Below are 23,291 nucleotides of genomic sequence, written 5' to 3' on the forward strand. Positions count from 1 at the left end.
GTTGGTATGGCTATACGCGCGTTCCCGGACCGAACGATACCGCCAGCATCAATTCTGCGGGTCCGACAATTGCAGCTGGAACAAGCGCCGACATCAATGGCTTGTTCGTTGGGGTCGATTCTGAAGGAACGATGTCTGTCAATGGCGGCCTATCGACGGATTATGCCAAGCTAGGATTTCTGGCTGATGTTTCCGGTACCCTGAGTTTCTCTGGTGCAACATGGTCGAATGCCGGCGCTCTGTCGGTGGGTGGAAGCGGTTCAGGTACGCTCAAGCTCAGCGGAAGTTCGGCCGATTCCGGCAGGGATATCTACATCGGTGAGTATGAGACGGGAATCGGTGCCTTCGTGCTGGACAATTCGTCGAGTTTTGCGAATTCCGGCACTGTTTTTGTAGGCTATGGCGGTACCGCCAATATGTTGGAAGTATTGGGCGCAAGCCGCCTGGAGACCGGCGGGCTGGTCGTGTCCGGTGGCGGCGGTTCGATGAATACGGTGTCCGTGCAGGGTCAGGGCAGTAACATCACCGTTTCAGACGAGATGGTTGTCGGCCGCAGCGGTCAGGGCATACTCAAGATCGGCGGCGGCGCTGTGGTCACCATCAATGGTAATGCGATCATTGGGGATCAAGTATCGGCGGATGGAAGCGGGCTCACGATCGACGGCGCCGGCTCCCTGTTGGAAACCGAAGGCACGCTGGTCGTCGGCAACGAGGGGGCTGCATCCATGGTTGTCGCCACCGCAGCGACCGTCGCCAGCGGCACAGCTATCATCGGCCGGCATTCAGCGAGTTTGGTGACGGTGAAAGGTGCCGACAGTTTATGGACGACGGGCGAATTGCTGATCGGCGGCGATGCGTCCAGTCCTCAGGGAACTCCCGGAAATGGTGTGCTTTACGTCGAAACTGGCGGTACGGTGGAAAGCGCTTCCGCGCGCCTCGGTAACGTCGCGGGCGCGGCGGGCAGTGCGGTCGTGCAGGGCAGCAGTTCCTCCTGGACGGTTGGGAGCGGTGGTCTCGATGTGGGAGTTGATGGCACAGGCTCATTGACAGTGTCTGGCGGTGGCCTCGTTTCTTCCGTCAGCACGGTTCTCGCGGCGAACGCTGGCAGCATAGGTTCCGCGACCGTTTCCGGTTCGGGAAGCGCCTTCCACAATACAGGCAACCTCTATGTGGGCGATGCCGGTAACGGCTCGCTACAAGTTCAGACGGGTGGCACCGTCACGAGCGATGCCGGATATGTCGCGACGCGCACGGGTTCGACGTCTTCGGTCATCGTTAACGGCGGCGGGTCGAGCTGGACGCTGGCCGAGGCTCTGGTCGTCGGCTATGCGAAAGACACCAATGGAGACGTTTCGGTGACCGCTGGTGGCGGCATAGAGGCGGGGCAGGTGAGGCTGGGTGATCTCGCCGGCTCCTCTGGCACGATGACGATAGATGGGGCGGGCTCCAGTGTAAGCGCGCGTGTCGACAGCCGCCTTGCCTATTCCGGCTACATGGATATCGGTTATGACGGTTCCGGCAGTGTGGTGGTATCCAACGGCGCTTCGCTCGACGCCTATAAGCTTTATCTGGGCACCAAGGCGGGATCAGACGGCACATTGCATGTGAGCGGCACGGGGTCGCGCGTCGAGATCGGCAACGCTCTTATTATCGGCTATGGCGGCAGCGGTGTCGTTGATGTCACGGGCGGCGCCTCGCTGGCCGCGACGACGATCTGGATCGCTTTCGAGGCGGGCTCGACCGGCGTGCTGAACATTGGCGCCGCCGCGGGGCAGACGGCCCGCTCGGCCGGAGCGGTGGAGGCGGAAGCAATATACTTCGGCGCGGGCAATGGCCGCATCGTTTTCAACCATTCAGAGACGGCCTATATCTTGTCCGCCGATATTTCCGGGGCAGGTCATGTCGATGCGGAAAACGGTGTTACGATCCTCAGCGGCTACAACAATTACTCCGGCGGCACGACGATTTCAGGTGGAACGTTGAAAGGAACCGCCACGGGTTTTGGTTCGGGTGAAATCGTCAATAATGCGGAACTCGTTGTGGATGGGGCCGGCACGCTTTCGAATGTCATCAGCGGCACCGGGACCTTCGAGAAGACCGGCAGCGGCAATCTCATTCTTGCCGGCAATAGCAGCTATTCGGGTGGCACGACGATTTCGGGCGGTGCGCTGACAGGAGCCGCCAAAAGCTTCGGTTCGGGCGAGATCGTCAATAATGCAATACTCGCGGTCGAGGGAGCGGGTACGCTTTCGAATGTCATCAGCGGCACCGGCACCTTTGAAAAGGCGGGCGATGGCAATCTGATCCTCAGCGGCAACAGCACCTATACCGGCATTACCACGGTTTCGTCCGGCAAGCTCAGCGTTAACGGCTCGCTCACCAGCACTGTTTCCGTGGGCAGCGGCGCGGCGCTCGGCGGTTCCGGCACCATTGGCGGCCTGACCGTCGGTTCCGGCGGCACGCTTTCGCCCGGCAATTCCATCGGCACGCTCACCTCCACCGGCGATGCGGTCTTTGCCAGCGGCTCGACCTACGCGGTCGAAATCGATGCTTCAGGCAATTCCGACAGGCTTATGGTGAACGGCACGCTTACCATCGATAACAATGTGGCCCTCGTCGTCACGCCGCTTGCGAGTGGCGGCGCCTATAGTCTCGACACCCGATATACGATCCTGACGGCAACGGGCGGGGTCACCGGCACATTTTCCGGCATAAGCGAGAATTTCGCTTATTTGACCGCCCTCGTTACGAAAAGCACCGATAGCAACACCGCCTATCTCTCCTTCGCGCGGGCATCCCAAGCGGCGGGGCTTTTTGCCGCTGAAACTTCGACGGAGAATGCGCGTGCGGCCGCCAATGCGGTCGAAGCGCTGGGGGAGGCTTCGCCGCTTTATCGGGCGGCGCTGTTTCTCCAGTCCGGCGAAACCCAAACCGCCTTCTCGCAGCTTTCCGGTGAAAATCACCCGTCGCTCGCCATGGCGCTGATCAACCGCAGCCAGCTGACCCGTGACGTTATTCTCAGCAGGCTGCGCAGCGCGTTCGAGAGTGTCGATGCGGGCTCCGTCCTGCCCGTTGCCGGAGCTTCGGGCGGAAGGGAGCCGCTGAACATCGACGAGGATACCATCACTTTCTGGTCCAGTGGTTTTGGCGCGCGCGGCGAGACCGGTGGCAATGGTTCATCGGTCGATACCAGGGGCGGGGGCATTCTTTTCGGTCTTGAAGGCGACTGGGGCAATGGATGGCGCACGGGTCTTGCCGCCGGTTACGGTCGCGACGCTGTCAGCCAGGCCGCGCTGGCCGCGAAGGCGGATGTGGATAGCTATTATGCAGCGGCCTATGCGGGCGGCTCGATCGGTCCGGCATCCCTGCGCCTTGGTGCAATCCACGCCTTTCAGGATATAGAAACCCGCCGGAAAATTTCCCTTTCGACGTTGAAGGACGAACTCACTGCCGGCTACGACGCCTCCACCACGCAGGTCTTTGCCGAAGCCGCCTGGCGTTTCGATTTCGACCTCACCCGCATAGAACCCTATGCCAATGTTAGCTACGTGAAGACACACACGGACGCCTTCAATGAAAAGGGCGGCATTGCAGCCGTTTCTTCCGGTTCCGCCAGTCACGATCAGCTCTATTCGACGCTGGGTGTACGCATCAGCCGTGATATTTCCCTTGAGTCTATACCGGGCCGTGCGACCTTTGATATGGGCTGGCGTCACGCCTATGGTGATCCAACAGTGGAGAGTGCTTTGTTTTATGAAGGCGGCGGCTCATTTTCCGTCGCAAGTGCCGCAACGGCACGCGATGTGGCGTTGCTCGGGCTGGGATTGAGCTACGATCTCGCTCCTTCTGCCACTTTGACATTCCGCTATGGCGCGGTTTTTGGGGGCGGTGTGCTGGATCAATCCGCTTTTGCTGAACTAGGGGTCCGTTTCTGATGAAGAACAGTCACAACGGGCTCTGGAAATCGGCTTTCGCCATTCTCCTTGTCGCTGCCGCGGTGTCGGGCGCAGCGCGCGCGCAGGAGTCGGAGAAGACGGCGGCGCCTTTGCGGGAGGTTCACGGAAGCTGGCAGCTTGCTTGCGCGGCACCTGTTCCAAGGAACGATACCGCCGCAGAGACGCCCACGGTGAAGGAGGTAAAGCCGCCATGCGCCATCGCGCAGGTCCAGCTTGAGGAGAAAACGCGCAAGCTCGTGGTCTCCGTCGAATTTCGGTTTGACGATGCCGGGACGCCGGACAAGCTTTCCGGAACCATGGTTCTGCCCTTCGGCCTCGCCGTCACAAAGCTGTTTTCAGTGAAATCCGGCAATGTGCGCCTGCAGGAAGTGCAGGTCAGCACCTGCCTGCCGGTGGGCTGCATCGTTTCTTTTACGCCCTTCATCGAGCTTGTCTCGGCGCTGAAGGAAGGCAAGAGCCTGACAATAGAGGCACCCGACCTGCAAGGCCGAACTGTCTCGTTCCAGCTGCAGTCGGGCGGTTTTTCCGAGGCGCTGAAGCGCCTCGAAAGCCTGCGTTAGGCCGCGACGGAGTCAGGTTCGTCCGCGCTTTCCGGCTTTTGTGGTTCGGCATGTTTTCCAGCCTGTTTTTTGCGGGAAAACAGTCCGGTGAGGAAGCTGCCGAACCGGTCCATTTCCACGAAGATGACAGGCGTGATGAACAGCGTCAGCAATTGTGAGACGATGAGCCCGCCAACGACTGCGACGCCGAGCGGCTGGCGCAGTTCGGAGCTTGCGCCCGAGCCAAGCGCGATGGGCAGTGCACCGAGCAGAGCGCAGAATGTCGTCATCATGATCGGCCTGAACCGGCGTACGCAGGCTTCGTGAATGGCGCGGGCGGGCGGCTCTGCCTGTTCGCGGATCAACTCCACTGCCACGTCGATCATCATGATGGCGTTTTTCTTGACGATGCCGATCAGCATCAACAGGCCGATAAGCGCAATGATCGAGAAATCCATGCCCATGACCTTCAGCGCCACCAGGGCGCCGAAGGCCGCCGCCGGCAGGCCGGACAGGATGGTCAGCGGGTGGATGAAGCTTTCATAAAGCACGCCCAGAACCACATAGATGGTCAGCACTGCCGCCAGAATGAGGATGCCGGTGTTGCCCTGGCTCTGCTGGAAGATCGCTGCCGTGCCGCCATAGCTGGTGAACACGTCCTGTGGCAGGCCTATCGTGCTTTTGATTTCGTTGATCCGGCCCGTCGCATCGGAAAGCGCCACGCCATCCGGCAGGTTGAAGGAGATCGTTGTGGAGACAAGCTGGCCCGTCTGGTTGATGGTGACTGGCGCCTGGGTCCGGGTGAGGGCGGCGAAGTTTGAAAGTGGAACAAGAGCGCCAGACTTTGCGGAGAGGATATTGATATCGCTCAGGAAATTGTCGTCCCACTGTTTGGAACTGTCAAACTCCACGATCACGTCATAGCTGTCGCCGGTCGACTGGATCTGCGCCGCTGTATAACCGCCGAATGACATTTCCAGCGTCTTGCGCAATTGATCGTTGGTGATGCCGAATGCTGCGGCCTTCTCCGGATCGACCGAGATCGTCGCAGCGATCGCACCGTTCTGGGCATCGGAGGTGACGGAGGTGAATGTCCGGTCCCGGCGCATCGCCTCCATCAGCTTGTTTGACCATTCATTGGTGGTATCGGCATTCAGGCCCTGAACGACAAGCTGGTACTGGCTGGCGGAGCTGCGCCCGCCGAAACGCAGGCTCTGCTGCGGATTGATATAGGTGCGGATACCCGCCACTTTCGATGTGGCCTGCCCCAGTTCGCTCAGCACCTGGCTCAACGGCGCACGTTCTTCCTTGGGCTTCAGTTCAACGAACATCGAGCCGTTGTTCAGCGGATTGCGGGAATTGCCGCCGACGATGGAGGTAACATGCACCACAGCCGGGTTCTTGCGGATCTGGTCGGCGACTTGCGCCTGAAGATCGCGCATGGCCGTGTATGAAATATCCTCGCGCGCCTGCGTCGATACGGAAAGGCGGCCAATATCCTCCTGCGGGAAGAAGCTGGAGGGCAGCGTTTCGAACAAATAGAGCGAGGCGGCGATGGAAGCCAGAAACGAGGCGAGAACCACGCGGCGGTGTGAGAGGCACCATCCAACGGCCTTGCCATAACCACGAAGCGTGCGCTCGAAACCGGCGTCGAACCAGCGGATGATGGCCGGAGGTCTGGAGGACTGGCCGGAGAGGCGCGAGGCGAGCATCGGTGTGACTGTCAGCGACACGAGTGCAGACGCCATGATCGCGAGCGTGACGACCATGCCGAATTCGTTGAAGAGCCGGCCGATCACCCCGCCCATCAACAGAATGGGAATGAAAACAGCCACCAGCGAAACGGACATGGACAGAATGGTACTGCTGACTTCCGCCGCGCCCTGAAGCGCCGCCTCCCGCATTGTCAGGCCTTTTTCGTGCAGGCGAAGGATGTTTTCCAGCATGACGATCGCATCGTCCACCACAAGTCCCACAGACAGGGTCAGTCCGAGTAGTGAGATATTGTCGATGCTATAGCCCAGAACATACATCGCGCCGAAAGCGGTGATGAGCGACAGCGGCACGGCAAGGCCCGGTATAATGGTTGCCGTCAGGTGGCCTGTGAAAAGATAGATGACCGCAACCACCAGCCCGATGGTGAGGAGCAGTGTGAACTGCACGTCGGAGATCGCGTCCTTGATGGCGGTCGATGCGTCGTTCATGACGTTGATGTTGACGGAGGGCGGCAATTGCTGGTGAAGCGCCGGCAGCTTGGCCCTGATGGCATCCACCACATCCACGGTGTTGGCGTCCGGCTGACGTTGTACGGCAAGAACGATGGCCTGCTGGCCATCGAACCAGCTGCCAGCATTGGTGTTGTCAATACTGTCGGTGACATTGGCGATATCGCCGAGATGGATGGGGGCGCCGTTATTCGTCGACACGACCAGTGAGCGGAAGGCGGCTGCATCTGTGCGCTGGGTATCCGCCTCGATCGTCAGGCGCTGATTGTCATTTTGCAACGCGCCGACCGGGACCTGGTTGTTCGCCTGCGCGATGGCGGTGGTGACGGTATCGACCCCGAGCCCCCTTGCCTGAAGCTGGGCCGGATCGAGGCCGATGCGCACCGCATAGGTCTGTGCGCCATAGATGCTGACCTGTGCGACGCCAGAAATGGTGGAAAGAAGCGGCGAGATGATATTCTCGGCGATTTCGTCCACCTTGCTGGTCGGCATTTCCTTGCTGTTGACGGCAAGCAGCAACACCGGCGCATCGGCGGGGTTGGTCTTACGATAGCTCGGCGTCGTCGTCATATTGCTCGGTAATTGCCGCTGCGCGCGTGAAATTGCAGCCTGAACGTCGGCGGCGGCGGCGTCAATATCGCGGTTGAGATCGAATTGCAGCACGATAGAGCTGTTGCCGAGCGTATTGGTGGCGCTGATTTCGCTGACGCCCGGAATGGTTTCGAACTGCTTCACCAACGGCGTTGTGACCGAGGTTGCCATGGTTTGCGGGGACGCGCCCGACAGGGACGACGAAACGCTGATCGTGGGAAAATCGACCTTCGGCAGCGCGGCGACGGGCAGCAGGCTGAAACCCGCAAGCCCGGCCAGCACAAGGCCGATTGCGAGGAGGGTGGTTGCGACGGGCCGGTTGATGCAGAAATTCGCGATCATGGGGTGCCAACCTTTTCCGGCGTGACATTGGCGGCCAGATTACCGGCCGCGCCGCCCTTCTCGGAAAATTGCTCCACGATCTGTTGACCGTCAGTCAGTTCGGACTGGCCTTCGACGATTACATGTTCGCCGCCGGTGAGACCGCTTGCAATAGCGGTGAGATCGCCGTTCGAGCGGGCGATTTCCACGGGTGTCATATGAACATGGTGGTTGTCATCGACGGTATAGACGAAGCTGCCCTTCGGCCCTGGCCGGACGGCAACCGTCGGCACAACGATCATTTCCTCGTCCGAGACGAAGTGGGCAGTGACATTGACGGACTGGCCGGGCCATAAAAGACCGCGATCGTTTTTGAATTCCGCTTTGGCAAGGACTGTGCCGGATGTCTGGTCCACGATATTGTCATAAAAGCGCAGCATGCCCTGCATGGCCTCGCCGCCCGTCGCTGCTGGATCGACATCCACCAGCGTGTCCTTCTGGATACCTTCGCGCAATTGCGGCAGGTAGCGCTGGGACAGCCGGAAACTGACCGAGATCGGATCGTATTTCGTGATCGTGACGATATTGACGCCGGCGCTGAGATAGGCGCCGGGGCTGACGCTGATATCGCCCAGCCGCCCATCGAAGGGCGCGCGAATTTCCATATGTTCGAGCGTCACCTGATCGGAAGCGAGCGTTGCGCGGTCAGCGTCGATCTTGGCGCTGGCACTATCCCGTGCCGCCCTTGCCTGATCCAGCACCTGCTGGGACTCAGCGCTCTGCTTGACGAGATTGGCGGCGCGCTGGAAAGCGGCTTCCGTCTGTTCCAGCGTTGCCTGATCGGCGGCGATATTGGCCTTGTCCTTGTCAACGGCGGCGCGGGCGATGCGGTCATCCATCTTGAGGATAAGATCGCCTGCCTTGATATGCTGGCCGTCCTTGGCCGAGATTTCCGTGACGAGGCCCGCCTGAAGCGGTGCTATATTGGTAATGTCGGCCGCAACCGCCCAACCCGTCGCCGTTGCGTCCATCGGCAGCGTTGCCTTGCTGACGGCGATGGTGCTGACGGTGGGCGGCCCGCCATTGCGCCGTCCGCCGCCCTGCCTTTGGCCCTGCTGCGGCGCAGGCTGGCCGTTTTGTGAGGTCTGCGCCGCTGTTCCGCCGTGCACTTTGGCCGTTTCGGTCTGCGTCTGCGGTGAAACGCTGGCAAATTGTTTGAGATAGGGAATTTGGTCGAGCGGCAGGCGGTCCTTGAAATACCACGCGCCGACGGCTGCGATGGCAAGGACGCTGAGGGCGGTCCAGAAACGTTTCATCTGACGATTCCGCTTATGAGAGCGATACATGTTTACCGAACATGTGCGGCAAGCCTTGGGAGCAGCTTTCCCCCACAAGACACCCAATGCGCTGCGAAATCACCTTAAACTTTTGTAATGGCGGCGACAACGTTTGCTGGCCTATCGCCCTGCGATGCAAAGCAGATGGCGACTTTCCGCACAGGCTGGCCGCCGGGTTCAGCGTATGGCCGCTGACGGTCTGCGTCCCCGGTCTCGATATCGAAAGCTGCATCGATTTTGGTCGCGACGGAGCGCTGGAAGAAAACCGGCTGCGTGGTATCCATCTGAACCGCAGACCAGGTCTCAGGCCCATGCCCGACATGCGGCCGCGTCTAAAGCGGGCCGGGTTCGCTCGCAGCTTGTGGTTCCTTCCAAAGAAAAAGCCGCCACGTTTCCGGGGCGGCTTTGATGTGAGCGGTAAGATATCGTGGATTAGAAGGCCCGTATGGCGTTGCGCGTCGCGAGCACGTCCTCGGCGACATTGCCCGTCGTTGCGGGAACGGAACCGACGAGATCCAGGAACTTGTAAAGTTCGGTTGCCTGCGAATTCGTAACGTAGATGATATCGCGATCCTGCATCGGGAACTTCGTGCTGGCGAAGAAAGTTGAGGGGTCGCGCAGGTTGGCACGGAAGATGACCGGGATTTCCTGGCCCGGGAACTTGGAGGTGTCGATACCGAGCTTCACGAGAAGGTCGCGCTTGACGATACGATAGATATACACCTGAGCGGGATCCGCACGGGAATCCAGCAATCCGCCGGCCTTGCCCAGTGCATCCGACAGCTTCAGATCCGCATCCTCGAACTCGAAACGCCCATTGAGACCGGAAGCGCCGAAGGCCAGATAGGTGCGGCGCTCACGCTCCACCATGATCGTGTCGCCCGGAACCACATAGATGTTTTCGGTGGGCGTGCTGACGAGGTGGTTGTAATTGACACGCGCGGTCTTTCCGCGGCGGATCAGGGTGACGTAGGATTCGATGTTCGGGGCGCTCAGACCCTTCGCATAGGAGATGACGTCGAGAACGCGATCACCCGCTTCCGAAAGCTGAACCTTCGTTGGCTCCTTGACGTCGCCAAGCACGGAAGCCTGCGCGGAGCGGCTGGAAATCTTGGTGATGAGGACCTGCGGCTCGATGGCGCGGTTGGCCAGCCGTTCTTCGATTTCGCTCTGAACGTCCTCGACATTGCGACCGGTCGCGCGGATCTTGCCGGCATAGGGAACACTGATATTGCCTTCCCGGTCCACCGTCTGGTTCGGCAGGCTGATATAGTTGCCGGGACGGCTGCCTGCGTCGGCGGGGATGAAGAGGCCACCCGCTTGGCTTTCGAAGATCGCGACCTGCACCACGTCGCCAACACCCATTGGCAAAGCCGGAACACCACCCTTGCCGCCGCCGAAGCTGCCAAGCAGCGTGCTGCTGGTGGTGTCGCCAACATAGTTCAGAACGGAACTGTTTATATCGATGAGCGCGTAGTCGACGCCTGCGGTCTTCTTCTTGTCCTTCGTGCTGAACTTTACGGAAGCGTTGGATTCGATTGTCGCCGCATCCGGCCCTGATGCCGCAGTGACCGTGCAGCCCGCCAGTGCGGCAGAGGCAAGCAGAATCGAAACATTCAATAAACGCATTTGGTCCTCAAAATGAATTTCGTCCGAAAAAGCAGATGGGCCGGACATCGTATAATTTTTAAAATGGGCACTTCATTAAAACACCGACAAAGGAAACCCTAATCGGCAATATAGTCGTTCAGCAGAATCGCATTCCGCAATATTGATGCTCGTATCAGGCATATGCCCAATTTCAGGCGATGCTTCAAGTTCATTCAACGCGTAACTGCGCCTGAGAAACCCGCGCCATTCGCAATATTCGCGCGCCCGCATGCTGTCAGTATTGCTGCTCTTCAATATTCATTCGCGGCCATATTCTCTTTGATTGCTGCATTGCGCTAGTGCAGTTTTGTCACGCTTGCAGGGTTTCTTTCGCGGCCGATGCAGTAAGTTATCTAATCAATTGTTTTGCAATAATATTTTTCATCTATCACCAATGGTGCCGCTGGAAAGACGGGCTGGAGCGACAGACATTTTTATCGGTCTGCGATAGGCAGAGGCGGGTAGCGCCAACCACTCATGTATCCCGAGACGGATGGCCACCATTTGAATAAAAGTCGGAAGCAAGATGCCGATGATCGTGGTTATCGCCAGCAGGCTCGCAATATCCGTTAAGTGAAACAGCTTTACCGCAACTGCCCGAGCAAAGCCGATAGCGAGGATGTGCATGACGTAGATGCCAACGGATAATTTGCCGAGCGTCTTGAAAATTGACGCGATAGCATTTTCACGGTCTGCGAGGATTTGGGATATTAAGACAACCATAACTATACCAAGGATCGCCGATATGATGGGAAGACGCTCGGGAATTCCGGCTTGCCATGAAAAATAGGTGGAAATCGCAAAGGCAGCGAAAATAACGAGAAATGAGCGCATCCCATATCGCCTCTCCTGGAGGCCATATTGCTTAGCGACGATGCCGAGCGTGAAATAGAGAAGCCCATAACCGATATCTGAAAGGACGGGATGGCTGGTGAGATAAAGAAGTGCAAAGGCGACGAACGTGAACGCTAGACGAAGAATGGCCGGGACTTGCTTTAACCCATATGATGCGAGCTGACAGAAAAACAGCGCATAAAGAAACCAGAAGGGACTGATAGGACTCCACAGGATTTCGAGAACTCTCGTGAAATCGATAGTGGTATTAGTGAGTCCCAGTTGCCCCATAACCACCATCAGGCTGCCATGCAGGAGCGACCAGAACAGATACGGGTAAGCGATGTTCTTCCCGAGTTTGGCGAGAAATTCCATCGAGTTCCTATTTTTCCCGGACGAGAAAAACAGTCCCGACACGAAGAAAAAAAACGGCATGTGGAAAGTGTAGATGGCATAGTCAGCGAAACCCAGGAGGCTGAAATACGGTGGTGCGCCTGAGCCGCTCAAGCCTCTTTCCGCATGGCCGAACACAACGAGGCATATGCACAGGCCTCTGGCAACGTCATAACTGCTGTCGCGCGATTGATTTTGTTCCATGCGAGCACTCAATGTGAATTTCGCTGACGTGGCCTTCGATTAAATGACGCCATTCTCCTCAGGCCCGCTCCGCCAGCGCGAAATTCACGGTATCGGCGAATTCCCGCAGGAAGCGTTCGCGGGAAAAACGGGCGGCATTGTCAATGCAGGCGTTCTTGTCGAAACGGTCGGAATTATCGACGAATTCCTGGACGGCGGCGCAGATCGCTTCCGGGGTCTGTTCGCCGAAATAGAGGCCGGTCGGCTGGTTTGAGGCACCGAGGGGGATGACGGTTTCCAATACCCCGCCTTTACCATAGGCGATGACCGGTGTGCCGAGCGCCTGGGATTCGACCGGCACGATGCCGAAATCGTCTTCTGCGGCGAAGACGAAAGCCTTGGCCTCTGCCATATATTTATGAAGCTCTTCATTTCCGACAAAGCCGAGGATTTCGACGTTGGGCGTGGCGATTTCACGGATGCGTTTCATGTCCGGTCCATCGCCGATGACGACTAGCCGTTTGTCGGGCATTTTCGCAAAGGCTTCGACGATCAGGTGCACTTTCTTGTAGGGCACGAGCCGTGATGCGGTTACGAAATAGTCGCCTTTCCATTCGGAGGGCGACAGATGTGATGTGTCCACCGGCGGATAGATCACGGTGGAATCACGCCCGTAACATTTGCGCACACGGCTGCGAATGAATTTGGAATTGACCGTCATCAGGTCGACGCCGTGAGAGGTGCGGATGTCCCACATGCGGATATAATGGAGAATGGCGCGCGCGATCCAAGAGGCAAACCCACGAGTGAGCTTGGTTTCCTTGAGATACTGGTGCTGGAGATCCCAGGCGTAACGGATCGGACTGTGAATATAGGACACATGAAACTGCCCGGGGCCGGTGATGACGCCCTTGGCGACGGCATAGCTTGAGGAAATCACCAGATCGTAGCTGCTGAGATCGAATTGCTCGATGGCGAGCGGCATGAGCGGCAGATAGGAACGGTATTTTTTTCGCGCGAAGGGCATCTTCTGAATGAAGGACGTGTTGACCGGTCGCCCGCCGAGGAAACCCCGGTCGCGCTCGCTCATGAAATCGACGAGGCAATAGAGATCCGCGTGAGGATAAATTTCAAGAAGGTTGTGAAGCACTTTTTCGGCCCCACCTCTGTCGGTGAGCCAGTCATGCACGATTGCCGTCTTCATAATTTCCTCAATAATTTCAACGTAATAAAAATTTATAATCCGCCCTGGAATAAAGCACGGCGGCCTGGAATATAAGTCTGTCGGCAGCCTTTAAAAACACGGCTGGTGGAGGCAGATAAGGTAACGATTAATAGAAATGCGAAGTTATGCGTGTCGTAATCTGGTCTTGGTCAGAACCTCAATAGCACTTTGTTCGCAAATGCGAAATATCCAACCTTCTTAAAACCCGGTCTCCATCTGCGAGTATCAGACGCCGGCCGAATCCATGTCTGCCCTGGTTGGCTCGTTTTCACTCGGTTCTGGCTGAAGCTCGCGCTTCAAATCTTCTGTTCTCGTTCCCCCCAAATCTCTCTCCTATTTTGCCAAATCAATGAATCCAGCCATCTCGCGGCAAGGTCATTGACAAGGCGTCTTATCGAGATATTCTGTTATAAAGATGCATATAACATAATAATGGAACACATAAGGTTGGAACTAAGAGCTGGGAGCTTAACAATGAGACGTAAACTTGCATTTCTCGCCACCGCTGCTTTGCTGCTTGCGCCGGGTGTGATGATGGCTCAGGAAAAGGGCGGCGTCATCAATGTCGCCACGATCGGCGAGCCGCCGACGCTTGATGCGATGGCGTCGACTGCCGACCTCGTCGGTATCGTCACGCAGCATATTTTTGAAACGCTCTACACCTTCGACAAGGGCTGGAAGGTTACGCCGCTTCTGGCGGAAAGCCTGCCCGAGATCAGTGCTGATGGTAAAACCTATACGATCAAGCTGCGGCAGGGCATCAAGTTCCATGACGGCAGCGACATGACCTCGGAAGATGTCGTCGCTTCGCTGGGCCGCTGGATGAAGATCGCCTCGCGCGGCAAGCAGGCCGCCGGTTTCATCGACAATATCTCCGCACCGGATGCCGGAACGGTCACAATCACTCTCAAGCAGCCCTATGCGCCGCTGACCTCGCTGCTTGCCTTCAACAATTCGGCAGCCATCATTCTGCCGGCCGAGAAGCAGGCCGAACCAATGGCCGAATTTATCGGCACCGGCCCCTATATGCTGAAGGAACGCAAGGCGGATCAATATATCCAGCTCGTCCGTTTCGATGGCTACAAGTCCCGTGACGGCGAAAGCGACGGATATGGTGGCGCACGCCATCAGTATCTCGATGAAATCCGCTTCGTTCCGGTGCCCGATCCAAATACCCGTGTCGAGGCCGCCGTTTCCGGCCAGTATGATTATGTCGATTCCATTCCGGTGGAATCCTTCGACAAGGTGAAGTCGTCATCTGCCTCGCAGCCTTTGATGCTGAAGCCCTTCGGTTATCCGGTCTTCGTGTTCAATACGAAGGAGGGGCTTTCTTCCAAGTTGGAGGTCCGCAAGGCGGTGACCGAAGCGCTGAACATGGAAGACATGCTGGCGGCTGCCTTTGGCAGCACGGATTTTTACGCGCTTGACGGCGCTTATTATCCGTCCAATTTCTCCTGGCATTCGGAAGAGGGCGTCAAGGGCACTTACAACGTCGGCAACCCGGAAGCCGCCGCCGAAAAGCTGAAGGCTGCCGGTTATAATGGCGAGCCGCTGCGCATCCTCACCAGCCGGCAGTATGAGTTCCACTACAAGATGGCGCAGGTTGCTGCGGAATATCTGAAACTTGCCGGTTTCAAGGTGGATATGCAGGTGGTGGACTGGGCGACGCTGACACAGCGCCGCGCCGATCCGAAGCTCTGGGATGTCTATATCACCCACAGCCCCTTCCTGCCGGAGCCGGCGCTGATCGGCGCGCTCTCCACCGGCTCGCCAGGCTGGTGGGATACGCCGGCGCGCAAGGCCGCGGTTGACGCCTTCACCTCGGAAGCCGATCCGGACAAGCGTATCGCGCTCTGGGCCAATGTGCAGAAGACGATCTATGCCGAGCTTCCGCTCATCAAGATCGGTGACTTCAACGCCGTGGCGGCCAAGTCCAACAAGCTCGAAGGCGTCGATCCGGCTCCCTGGCCGTATTTCTGGAACGCTTCGGTCACGAAGTAAGGCCGGCTCCGCACGCCGTCACCCCGGCCTTGAGCCGGGGTCCAGCGCGATCAGGTCCCTGGTCGCAAGAGAACCTTTCACCACGCAGACGCGTGGTGGCTGGATGCCGGATCAAGTCCGGCATGACGGAGGCAAGTGTTTTCCGACCGTGAGTGCCGGAATTATCGGCACCCATCGACTACTCGTTTCAACCGTCGCCTGATAGCGGCCCATCACGCGCTTCGGAGCATACATACGTGATACGGTATATTTTCCAGAGACTTGCCGGGATGATCGTGGTGATGTTCCTCGTCGTCACCATCGTCTTCGTCATCCTGCGTGTAACACCCGGAGACCCGGCGGCCGTGATGCTCGGGCCGGATGCCTCGGCGCAGGACATTGCCGAGCTGCGCAGCCGGCTCGGTCTCGATCAGTCGCTCGGCGTGCAATATGTCTATTATATCGGGCAATTGCTGAAGGGCGATCTCGGTCAGTCGATCTTTCTTAACATGCCGGTCGGCTCAGCGCTGCTGGACCGGGCCGAACCGACATTCTTCCTGACGATTTTTTCGCTGTTGATCGCCAGCGTTATCGCGCTTCCCATCGGCATTTATGCCGCTTACCGGCGTGGCTCTTTTGTCGATCAGGCAGCGACCACGGTGGCGATGCTGGCGGCGAGCATACCGAGCTTCTGGCTTGGCCTCATTCTCATGCAGGTCTTCGCTGTGCGGCTCGATATGTTCCCGGTATCGGGTTATGGCGGTCCGGGCGCGAGCTTCCTTGAGCGCATGTATCACCTGACCCTGCCGGCAATCGCGCTCGGCCTCGTTTCCTCCGCCCTCATTCTGCGCTTCACCCGCGCCTCGATGCTGGATGTTTTAGGCGACGACTATGTCCGCACCGCCCGTGCCAAGGGCGTCAAGGAGCGCCGCGTGGTGATGAAACATGCGCTGAAAAACGCTCTTATTCCCATCCTGACCGTGCTTGGACTTACCGCCGCCGTGCTGATTTCCGGCGCGGTCGTCACGGAAACCGTTTTCGGCCTGCCGGGCGTCGGCAATCTCGTCGTTTCGGCCGTTCTCCGGCGCGATTATCCGGTCATTCAGGGCGCGCTTCTCATCATCGCCGGGCTTTACGTGCTCATCAATTTTGCAATCGACATGCTCTATCTGCTGGTCGATCCTAGGGTTCGTTACTGATGGCCGATATTGTTTCCACCGCCCCGCCGGCACGCAACCCTACTATCCTGTTCATTCGGCGTCTCCTGAAGCGCAAGACGGTCGCTGCCGGTCTCATCGTACTCCTCGTGTTTGTGCTGCTCGCGGTTTTCGCACCGATGATTGCGCCCTATTCACCATCGAAACTGTCGATCGTGAACCGCCTGAAGCCGCCAAGCGAGCTTTACTGGTTCGGCACCGACGAGTTCGGTCGCGATGTGTTTTCCCGCACCATTTATGCTGGAAGGCTGTCGCTTCTGGTCGGTGCCGCCGTGGTGGCGCTTTCGGCGCTGATCGGCATCACGCTCGGCCTGCTTGCCGGTTTCTTCCAGAAGCTGGATACGCCGATCGCGCGACTGATTGATGCGATGATGGCCTTTCCGGATATTCTGCTGGCCATCGCGCTGGTGGCGGCCCTCGGCCCGTCGCTGACGACGGTGATCATTGCGCTTGCTGTGGTTTATTCGCCGCGCCTTGCCCGCATCGTGCGCGCCTCGACGCTGGTGATCCGTGAATTGCCCTATGTGGAGGCGGCGAAGGCGCTTGGCATTTCCACCTTCCACATCATGACGCGGCATGTGCTGCGCAATCTGGTCTCGCCCATCCTCGTGCAATGCACCTTCCTTTTCGCCAGCGCCATGCTGGCCGAGGCCGGCCTGTCGTTTCTGGGGCTCGGTGTCAGCCCCGAAATTCCGACCTGGGGAACCATGATCTCCGCCGGCCGCCAATATATCGGCCAGGCCGACTGGATGACCTATTTCCCCGGCTTTGCCATCATTCTTTCCGTGCTGTCGCTGCAAATGGTCGGTGACGGGCTGCGGGACATGCTCGACCCAAGACTGCGAAGGGATTTGTAATATGACGTCCGGTGAACAGGCGAAAACGCCTCTTCAAGCTCCCATTCTTCTCTCCAATGTGAAACCCGTCGGTTTCGGAAAAGGTGCATCACAGGCTTCGACCGATATTCTGATCGGCGGCGATGGCAAGATCGCTGCGGTTGGGCCTGCCATTCAGGCGCCTGCGGATGCGCAGCGCATTGATGCCAAGGGTGCCTTCGTCTCGCCCGGCTGGGTCGATCTGCACGTGCATATCTGGCACGGCGGCACCGATATCTCCATTCGCCCCTCCGAATGCGGGGCGGAACGCGGCGTGACGACGCTGGTGGATGCCGGTTCGGCGGGCGAGGCGAATTTCCACGGTTTCCGCGAATATATCATCGAGCCCTCGAGGGAGCGCATCAAGGCCTTCCTCAATCTCGGTTCCATCGGTCTCGTCGCCTGCAACCGCGTGCCGGAACTGCGCGACATCAAAGATATCGATCTCGATCGTATCATCGAATGTTACGCCGAAAACAGCGAGCACATCGTCGGCCTCAAGGTGCGGGCGAGCCATGTCATCACCGGCTCCTGGGGCGTCACACCGGTCAAGCTCGGCAAGAAGATCGCCAAGATCCTGAAAGTGCCGATGATGGTGCATGTGGGCGAACCGCCCGCACTTTATGACGAGGTGCTGGAAATTCTCGGCCCCGGCGATGTCGTGACCCACTGCTTCAACGGCAAGTCGGGCTCCAGCATCATGGAAGACGAAGACCTGTTCAACCTTGCCGAACGCTGCGCGGGCGAAGGCATCCGGCTGGATATCGGCCATGGCGGCGCCTCCTTCTCCTTCAAGGTGGCGGAAGCGGCGATTGCACGCGGGCTGCTGCCATTCTCGATCTCCACGGATTTGCATGGGCATTCGATGAATTTCCCGGTCTGGGATCTGGCGACGACCATGTCGAAGCTGCTGTCGGTTGATATGCCCTTCGAAAATGTCGTCGAGGCCGTTACCCGCAATCCGGCCTCCGTCATTCGGCTCGATATGGAAAACCGTCTCGATGTTGGCCAACGCGCCGACTTCACCATTTTCGATCTAGTGGACGCCGATCTGGAGGCGACCGATTCCAATGGCGACGTGGCGCGTCTGACGCGCCTGTTCGAGCCGCGTTACGCGGTCATCGGCGCGGAAGCGATTGCTGCCAGCCGTTATATTCCAAGAGCGCGCAAGCTGGTGCGCCACAGCCATGGTTATTCCTGGCGCTGAACCCAAATGGACAAGGCGGAGGAAGGCAATCTCCTCCGTCTTCCGCAGAGATTAAGGGATACCCGTCCCTGTATTATGAGGAATTCGCGTGAAACAGTCTTCGCTTGAGGCAGAGGGGCGCCATTCGCCTTATGACCGGCTCGCCGCGCTCGGCATCTCCCTGCCGCCGCCGCCGCCGCCGATTGCCAATTTCGTCACCCATGTGGTGGAAGGCAACATGCTTTATCTTTCGGGACAGGGCCCCCGGGAGGAAAACGGCCATCTTTATGCCGGCAAGGTGGGCGCGGAAATCGGGCTGGAAGAGGCCTATAACCATGCGCGGCTCACCGGCATCAATCTCCTCGCCGTCATGCATGAGGCGCTGGGTGATCTGTCGCGGGTGAAAAAGGTGGTCAAGCTGCTCGGCATGGTCAATGCGGTGAGCGACTTCCGCGATCACCCGAGCGTCATCAATGGCTGCTCCGATCTCTTCATCGATGTGTTCGGCGAGGCGGGACAACATGCCCGCTCCGCCGTCGGTTTCGGCTCGCTGCCGGGTAACATCACCGTTGAGATAGAAGCAATCGTCGCGCTCAAGGATTGAGGCCGTTCAATGGTTGCGCCAGCCCATCAGCTTTTCGATCCGTTCCGCCGAAACCCTGACCTGTTCGGTATAATGGTTCTCGTCCGCCAGCACCTTCTGCTCCGGCAGCACGATGGAAATCGTCGCAACGCATTCGCCCCTGTTGTCGCAGATCGGCGAGGCGATGCAGGCGACGGCGTAATCGGATTCGGCGACCTGTATCGACAGCCGGTCACGGAAAGCGGTACCTGCCGATTGCGACAGGGTTTCGGGGTTGATTTCGGCGCGGCCGGTCGGCGAGGTGCGGGCGCAGCGCTTGAACAGTTCGACACGCTCCGCCTCCGGCAAATGACCGACGAGCAGGCGGCCGGAGGCCGTCCAGTTCAGGGGAACACGGGTGCCGACACGCGACGCGACCTGAAAATGGCTCGGACCATCGGCCATGGCCAACACCAGCATATGGTCGCCATCGCGGCCACAAAGCTGCACGGTTTCGCCCGCATGGCGGCACAAATCGTGCATTTCGTGGGTGGCGACACCCATGAAGTCCAGCGAGCGGGCATAGGCGAGGCCATAATGATAAAGCCGCGCGCCGAGCCAGATGTTGCCGTCGGCATTACGCGCCAGCATGTTCTTTTCGACGAGATCGTCGACGATCACATAAACGGTGGAAAGCGGCGCCTTGATGGCCTTGGCAATCGCGTAAGCGCCGGCTGGCGATCCGGTTTCGTAAAGGTAATCAATAACCTGAAGCGCACGGTCGATACCGCTGACGCGCGAGCGCTTGGCCGCCTTCGCGTCTGCGTTTTCGGCGGCCTCGGACAGGGCGGTTGAAGACGTTTCGTCCAGTTTATGGGCGTCCAATTTTGGCTCCTCACGGGTTTTGAGAAGCTATTACATTATTATGGCATATATGTCGATGCCCATCGCATCGCAAAGACAGGAGAAAGACATGACCGAGGATATCAGAAGCAGGATCGGCCTTCGCCCGGTCATCAACGTCTCGGGCACCATGACCTCGCTCGGCGCATCGATTGTCGTTCCCGAGGCCGTTCAGGCCATGGCGTCCATCCTGCCGCAATTCGTCGAGATCAATGATCTGCAACGCAAGGCGAGCGCGATCATTGCCAGACTGACGGGCGGCGAGGCCGGTTTCGTCACGGCGTCCTGCTCCTCCGGCATCAGCCTTGCAGTGGCGGGCGCCATTACCGGCAATAATCTGCTCGCCATCGAAAAGCTGCCCGATGTCGCGCCTGAAAAGAACGAAGTGCTGGTGCAGATGGGGCATGTGGTGAGCTATGGCGCGCCGGTGGATCAGGCGATCCGCCTCGGCGGCGGCAAGGTGGTGCTGATCGGGCAGGCGACATCGACCCACCGTTTCCACATGGAAAACGCCATCACCGAAAAGACGGCGGCGGCGGTCTATGTCGTCTCGCACCATGTGGTGAATTACGGTTTGCTGCATCTTTCCGAATTTGTCGAGATTGCCCACGCCAGGGGCGTGCCCGTCATCGTCGATGCGGCGTCCGAATATGACCTGGAGCTGTTTCTGGCGACGGGCGCGGATGTTGTCCTCTATTCCGGCCACAAGTTCCTTGGCGGTCCCACGTCCGGCATCGTCGCCGGCAAAAAGGAACTCGTGCGCAACGCCTTCCTGCAGAATATGGGCATCGGCCGTGGCATGAAGGTCGGCAAGGAAAGCATTTACGGCGTCATGGCGGCGCTGGAAGCCTGGGAAAAGCGTGACCATGACGGCATTCGCGAGCGCGAAACCGGCTATCTCAACCTCTGGCAAAAGACGCTGAACGGACGCCCCGGCGTGACGGCGCTGATCGAGCCCGACCCGACCAATAACCCGCTCGACCGGCTGCGCGTCATCATCGACGCCGAAGAAGCCCATATCACCGCTTGGGACCTGACGACGGCGCTCGCCAAAGGCAGCCCGCCGATCATTGCCCGCGATCACGAGGTGGAACACCGCTATTTCTATCTCGATCCCTGCAACCTGCATCCCGGCCAGGAAACCATCGTGGCTGCCCGTCTGGCCGAGGAGCTGGACAAGGCGCGCGCCTCCAACGAGGTGATCGCCACGCCGTTCGAAGACCGCAGCCGCCACCGTTTCGACGGTATGCTGCGCTGGCCGGACTAAGTAACGACTGCATATGGAACGAGCGGGTGCCGCGAGCTTCTTCTCCCCGAGGGGGAGAAGTCCGCGGCAGCGGGATGAGGGGGCGAGAGTGCGGTCTATCGCTGGCGTTGCCCCCTCATCCGACCCTTCGGGCCACCTTCTCCCCGGCGGGGAGAAGAAATTTGCCGCAACGCTGTGCCTGAGTTGAAACATAAAAAGAAGGGAACGATCATGACCATGCCGCAGGCAGCACCGCTTGGTGCCGAAAATGCCGTGCTTTCCGTCCGCAATCTCACCACGTCTTTTCACGTGGATGGCGGCTGGAAGCCCGTGGTGCGTGATATTTCCTTCGATGTCGGGCCGGGCGAGACGGTTGCGATCGTCGGTGAAAGCGGTTCGGGCAAAAGCGTTACATCGCTTTCCATCATGCGGCTGCTGGACCGCGAAAGCAGCAGGGTGCAGGGTGAAATCCTGCTCGGCGGTCGCAACCTGCTGTCACTTTCCGAAGATGCCATGCGGCGGGTGCGGGGCAATGAAGTGGCCATGATCTTTCAGGAGCCGATGACCAGCCTCAATCCGCTCTTTACCATCGGCGACCAGATTTCCGAGGCTTTGCTGTGCCACCAGCCGATGTCGAAAGCTGAAGCGCGGGCGGAGACGATCCGCCTTCTCGAAAAGGTCCGCATCCCGTCTGCCGCCTCGCGCTTCGATGAATATCCGCACCGCTTTTCCGGCGGCATGCGTCAGCGAGTGATGATCGCCATGGCGCTCGCCTCCAAACCGAAGCTCCTGATCGCCGACGAGCCGACGACGGCGCTCGATGTAACGATTCAGGGCCAGATCCTCGACCTCATCAAGACGCTGCAGGAAGAGGAGGGCACGTCGGTCCTCTTCATTACCCATGATATGGGTGTGGTCGCCGAAATCGCCGACCGCACGGTCGTCATGTATCGCGGCGAGCAGGTGGAAGTCGGTGCGACGGCCGATATTTTCCATCGCGGCAAACATCCGTATACCCGCGCACTTTTGTCCGCCGTTCCGGTTCTGGGGTCGATGAAAGGCGAGGAAAGACCGCTCCGTTTTCCCATCGTCAACACCACCACGGGAGAAACGCAGGAGCCGGCGCGTCCGGCCGATACCGTCGACGCCGCTGCACAGCCCGTGCTCAAGGTGGAGGGGCTGACCAAGCGTTTCGATATCCACTCCGGTCTTCTGGGGCGCCTCAGCGGCCGCGTGCATGCGGTGGAAAACGTATCCTTCGATCTCAGGGCCGGTGAAACATTGTCATTGGTGGGCGAAAGCGGCTGCGGCAAGTCCACCACCGGACGCGCCATCATGCGGCTGATCGAGCCGGATGCCGGTTCGGTCGTGGTCAACGGCGAAAACATTCTCGCGCTCGACAAGACGGGCATGCGGGACATGCGTAAGACGGTTCAGATGATCTTTCAGGACCCCTTCGCCTCGCTCAATCCGCGCATGACGGTGGGTGCGGCGATTGCCGAACCTTTTCTGGAACACCGCATGGGAAGCGCCCGCGAGGCGAAGGATGTGGTGGCCGATATGCTGGCGAAGGTCGGTCTCTCACCGGACATGGCTTCGCGTTATCCGCATGAATTTTCCGGTGGCCAGCGCCAGCGCATCTGCATCGCCCGCGCGCTCGCCCTTCAGCCCAAGGTGATCGTTGCCGACGAAAGCGTGTCGGCGCTGGATGTTTCCATCAAGGCGCAGGTCATCAACCTGATGCTGGATCTGCAGCAAAGCCTCGACCTTGCCTTCCTGTTCATCAGCCATGACATGGCGGTGGTGGAGCGCGTCAGCCATCGTGTGGCGGTGATGTATCTCGGCGAGATCGTCGAAATCGGCCCACGTGCGGCGGTTTTCGACAATCCGCAGCATGACTATACCCGCAAGCTGATGGCGGCCGTGCCGGTGCCGGATCCGGATCGCCGCAACACGCGGCGGGGTGCTGCGAATGACGAGCTGAAAAGCCCGATCCGCGCCGTCGATTATGTCGTCAAGCCGCGTGAATATCGCGAGGTTTCGCCCGGCCACCTCGTTGCCTGCTGAA

At 59.0% G+C, this 23,291-nt stretch carries 15 protein-coding genes; 9 read left to right on the forward strand and 6 right to left on the reverse strand.

Translation table 11 applies throughout. From position 1 onward, the window contains the following. Nucleotides 1–131 precede the first annotated feature (131 nt). Together AC1ROR_RS15870 and AC1ROR_RS15875 are read left to right on the forward strand one after the other, a co-directional pair. Entirely contained in the window at nt 132–3,935 is a 3,804-nt protein-coding gene (locus tag AC1ROR_RS15870; protein ID WP_498589980.1) for an autotransporter domain-containing protein, read from the forward strand. Further along, entirely contained in the window at nt 3,935–4,516 is a 582-nt protein-coding gene (locus tag AC1ROR_RS15875; RefSeq protein WP_498589981.1) for an invasion associated locus B family protein, read from the forward strand. Before AC1ROR_RS15870 ends, AC1ROR_RS15875 begins: the two co-directional genes overlap by 1 nt. On the opposite strand, the gene AC1ROR_RS15880 is transcribed toward AC1ROR_RS15875, so the two are convergent. From AC1ROR_RS15880 to AC1ROR_RS15900, 5 genes are all read right to left on the reverse strand, one after another. Further along, a complete protein-coding gene (locus AC1ROR_RS15880) occupies nt 4,513–7,653 on the reverse strand; it encodes an efflux RND transporter permease subunit (RefSeq protein WP_498589982.1) in 3,141 nt (1,046 codons plus the stop codon). The two genes, AC1ROR_RS15875 and AC1ROR_RS15880, sit on opposite strands and share 4 nt — an antisense overlap. Then, complete coding sequence (locus AC1ROR_RS15885) at nt 7,650–8,948, reverse strand: efflux RND transporter periplasmic adaptor subunit (protein ID WP_498589983.1); 1,299 nt, start codon at nt 8,946–8,948, stop codon at nt 7,650–7,652. Before AC1ROR_RS15885 ends, AC1ROR_RS15880 begins: the two co-directional genes overlap by 4 nt. A 453-nt stretch (nt 8,949–9,401) precedes the next feature. Further along, on the reverse strand, nt 9,402–10,598 hold the full coding sequence (locus AC1ROR_RS15890) for a polysaccharide biosynthesis/export family protein (RefSeq protein WP_498589984.1): 1,197 nt from the start codon (nt 10,596–10,598) through the stop codon (nt 9,402–9,404). A gap of 402 nt (nt 10,599–11,000) precedes the next feature. Then, nucleotides 11,001–12,050, reverse strand: coding sequence for an acyltransferase family protein (locus tag AC1ROR_RS15895; protein WP_498589985.1), 1,050 nt, complete (start codon nt 12,048–12,050; stop codon nt 11,001–11,003). 58 nt (nt 12,051–12,108) lie between these two features. After that, entirely contained in the window at nt 12,109–13,233 is a 1,125-nt protein-coding gene (locus AC1ROR_RS15900; protein ID WP_498589986.1) for a glycosyltransferase family 4 protein, read from the reverse strand. A gap of 495 nt (nt 13,234–13,728) precedes the next feature. Here AC1ROR_RS15900 and AC1ROR_RS15905 point away from each other — a divergent pair, with 495 nt between their 5' ends. The 5 genes from AC1ROR_RS15905 (at nt 13,729) to AC1ROR_RS15925 (ending at nt 19,116) form a co-directional block, all read left to right on the forward strand. Further along, complete coding sequence (locus tag AC1ROR_RS15905) at nt 13,729–15,255, forward strand: ABC transporter substrate-binding protein (RefSeq protein WP_498589987.1); 1,527 nt, start codon at nt 13,729–13,731, stop codon at nt 15,253–15,255. A 236-nt stretch (nt 15,256–15,491) separates the two neighbouring features. Further along, on the forward strand, nt 15,492–16,433 hold the full coding sequence (locus AC1ROR_RS15910; protein ID WP_498589988.1) for an ABC transporter permease: 942 nt from the start codon (nt 15,492–15,494) through the stop codon (nt 16,431–16,433). Further along, the gene (locus AC1ROR_RS15915) at nt 16,433–17,308 is read left to right on the forward strand and encodes an ABC transporter permease (RefSeq protein ID WP_059758176.1); all 876 of its coding nucleotides are present in this window, start codon (nt 16,433–16,435) and stop codon (nt 17,306–17,308) included. Before AC1ROR_RS15910 ends, AC1ROR_RS15915 begins: the two co-directional genes overlap by 1 nt. A 1-nt stretch (nt 17,309) precedes the next feature. Beyond that, the gene (locus tag AC1ROR_RS15920) at nt 17,310–18,533 is read left to right on the forward strand and encodes an amidohydrolase/deacetylase family metallohydrolase (protein WP_498589989.1); all 1,224 of its coding nucleotides are present in this window, start codon (nt 17,310–17,312) and stop codon (nt 18,531–18,533) included. A gap of 88 nt (nt 18,534–18,621) precedes the next feature. Further along, on the forward strand, nt 18,622–19,116 hold the full coding sequence (locus AC1ROR_RS15925; RefSeq protein WP_498589990.1) for a RidA family protein: 495 nt from the start codon (nt 18,622–18,624) through the stop codon (nt 19,114–19,116). Between the two features lie 6 nt (nt 19,117–19,122). Here the strand turns inward: AC1ROR_RS15925 and AC1ROR_RS15930 are convergent, their stop codons facing one another. Next, nucleotides 19,123–19,959, reverse strand: coding sequence for an IclR family transcriptional regulator (locus AC1ROR_RS15930; RefSeq protein ID WP_498589991.1), 837 nt, complete (start codon nt 19,957–19,959; stop codon nt 19,123–19,125). An 88-nt stretch (nt 19,960–20,047) separates the two neighbouring features. On the opposite strand from AC1ROR_RS15930, the gene AC1ROR_RS15935 reads away from it, so the two are divergent. Next, complete coding sequence (locus AC1ROR_RS15935; RefSeq protein WP_498589992.1) at nt 20,048–21,244, forward strand: aminotransferase class V-fold PLP-dependent enzyme; 1,197 nt, start codon at nt 20,048–20,050, stop codon at nt 21,242–21,244. A 210-nt stretch (nt 21,245–21,454) separates the two neighbouring features. Continuing rightward, entirely contained in the window at nt 21,455–23,290 is a 1,836-nt protein-coding gene (locus tag AC1ROR_RS15940) for an ABC transporter ATP-binding protein (protein WP_498589993.1), read from the forward strand. Nucleotide 23,291 lies beyond the last annotated feature (1 nt).

This window comes from Agrobacterium sp. GW821-FHT14E08, assembly GCF_058803865.1.

Coding starts and splice junctions, on each gene's coding strand:
- AC1ROR_RS15870 (WP_498589980.1), top strand. CDS start 132: ATGTCTGTCAATGGCGGCCTATCGACGGATTATGCCAAGCTAGGATTT.
- AC1ROR_RS15875 (WP_498589981.1), top strand. CDS start 3,935: ATGAAGAACAGTCACAACGGGCTCTGGAAATCGGCTTTCGCCATTCTC.
- AC1ROR_RS15880 (WP_498589982.1), bottom strand. CDS start 7,653: ATGATCGCGAATTTCTGCATCAACCGGCCCGTCGCAACCACCCTCCTC.
- AC1ROR_RS15885 (WP_498589983.1), bottom strand. CDS start 8,948: ATGAAACGTTTCTGGACCGCCCTCAGCGTCCTTGCCATCGCAGCCGTC.
- AC1ROR_RS15890 (WP_498589984.1), bottom strand. CDS start 10,598: ATGCGTTTATTGAATGTTTCGATTCTGCTTGCCTCTGCCGCACTGGCG.
- AC1ROR_RS15895 (WP_498589985.1), bottom strand. CDS start 12,050: ATGGAACAAAATCAATCGCGCGACAGCAGTTATGACGTTGCCAGAGGC.
- AC1ROR_RS15900 (WP_498589986.1), bottom strand. CDS start 13,233: ATGAAGACGGCAATCGTGCATGACTGGCTCACCGACAGAGGTGGGGCC.
- AC1ROR_RS15905 (WP_498589987.1), top strand. CDS start 13,729: ATGAGACGTAAACTTGCATTTCTCGCCACCGCTGCTTTGCTGCTTGCG.
- AC1ROR_RS15915 (WP_059758176.1), top strand. CDS start 16,433: ATGGCCGATATTGTTTCCACCGCCCCGCCGGCACGCAACCCTACTATC.
- AC1ROR_RS15920 (WP_498589989.1), top strand. CDS start 17,310: ATGACGTCCGGTGAACAGGCGAAAACGCCTCTTCAAGCTCCCATTCTT.
- AC1ROR_RS15935 (WP_498589992.1), top strand. CDS start 20,048: ATGACCGAGGATATCAGAAGCAGGATCGGCCTTCGCCCGGTCATCAAC.
- AC1ROR_RS15940 (WP_498589993.1), top strand. CDS start 21,455: ATGACCATGCCGCAGGCAGCACCGCTTGGTGCCGAAAATGCCGTGCTT.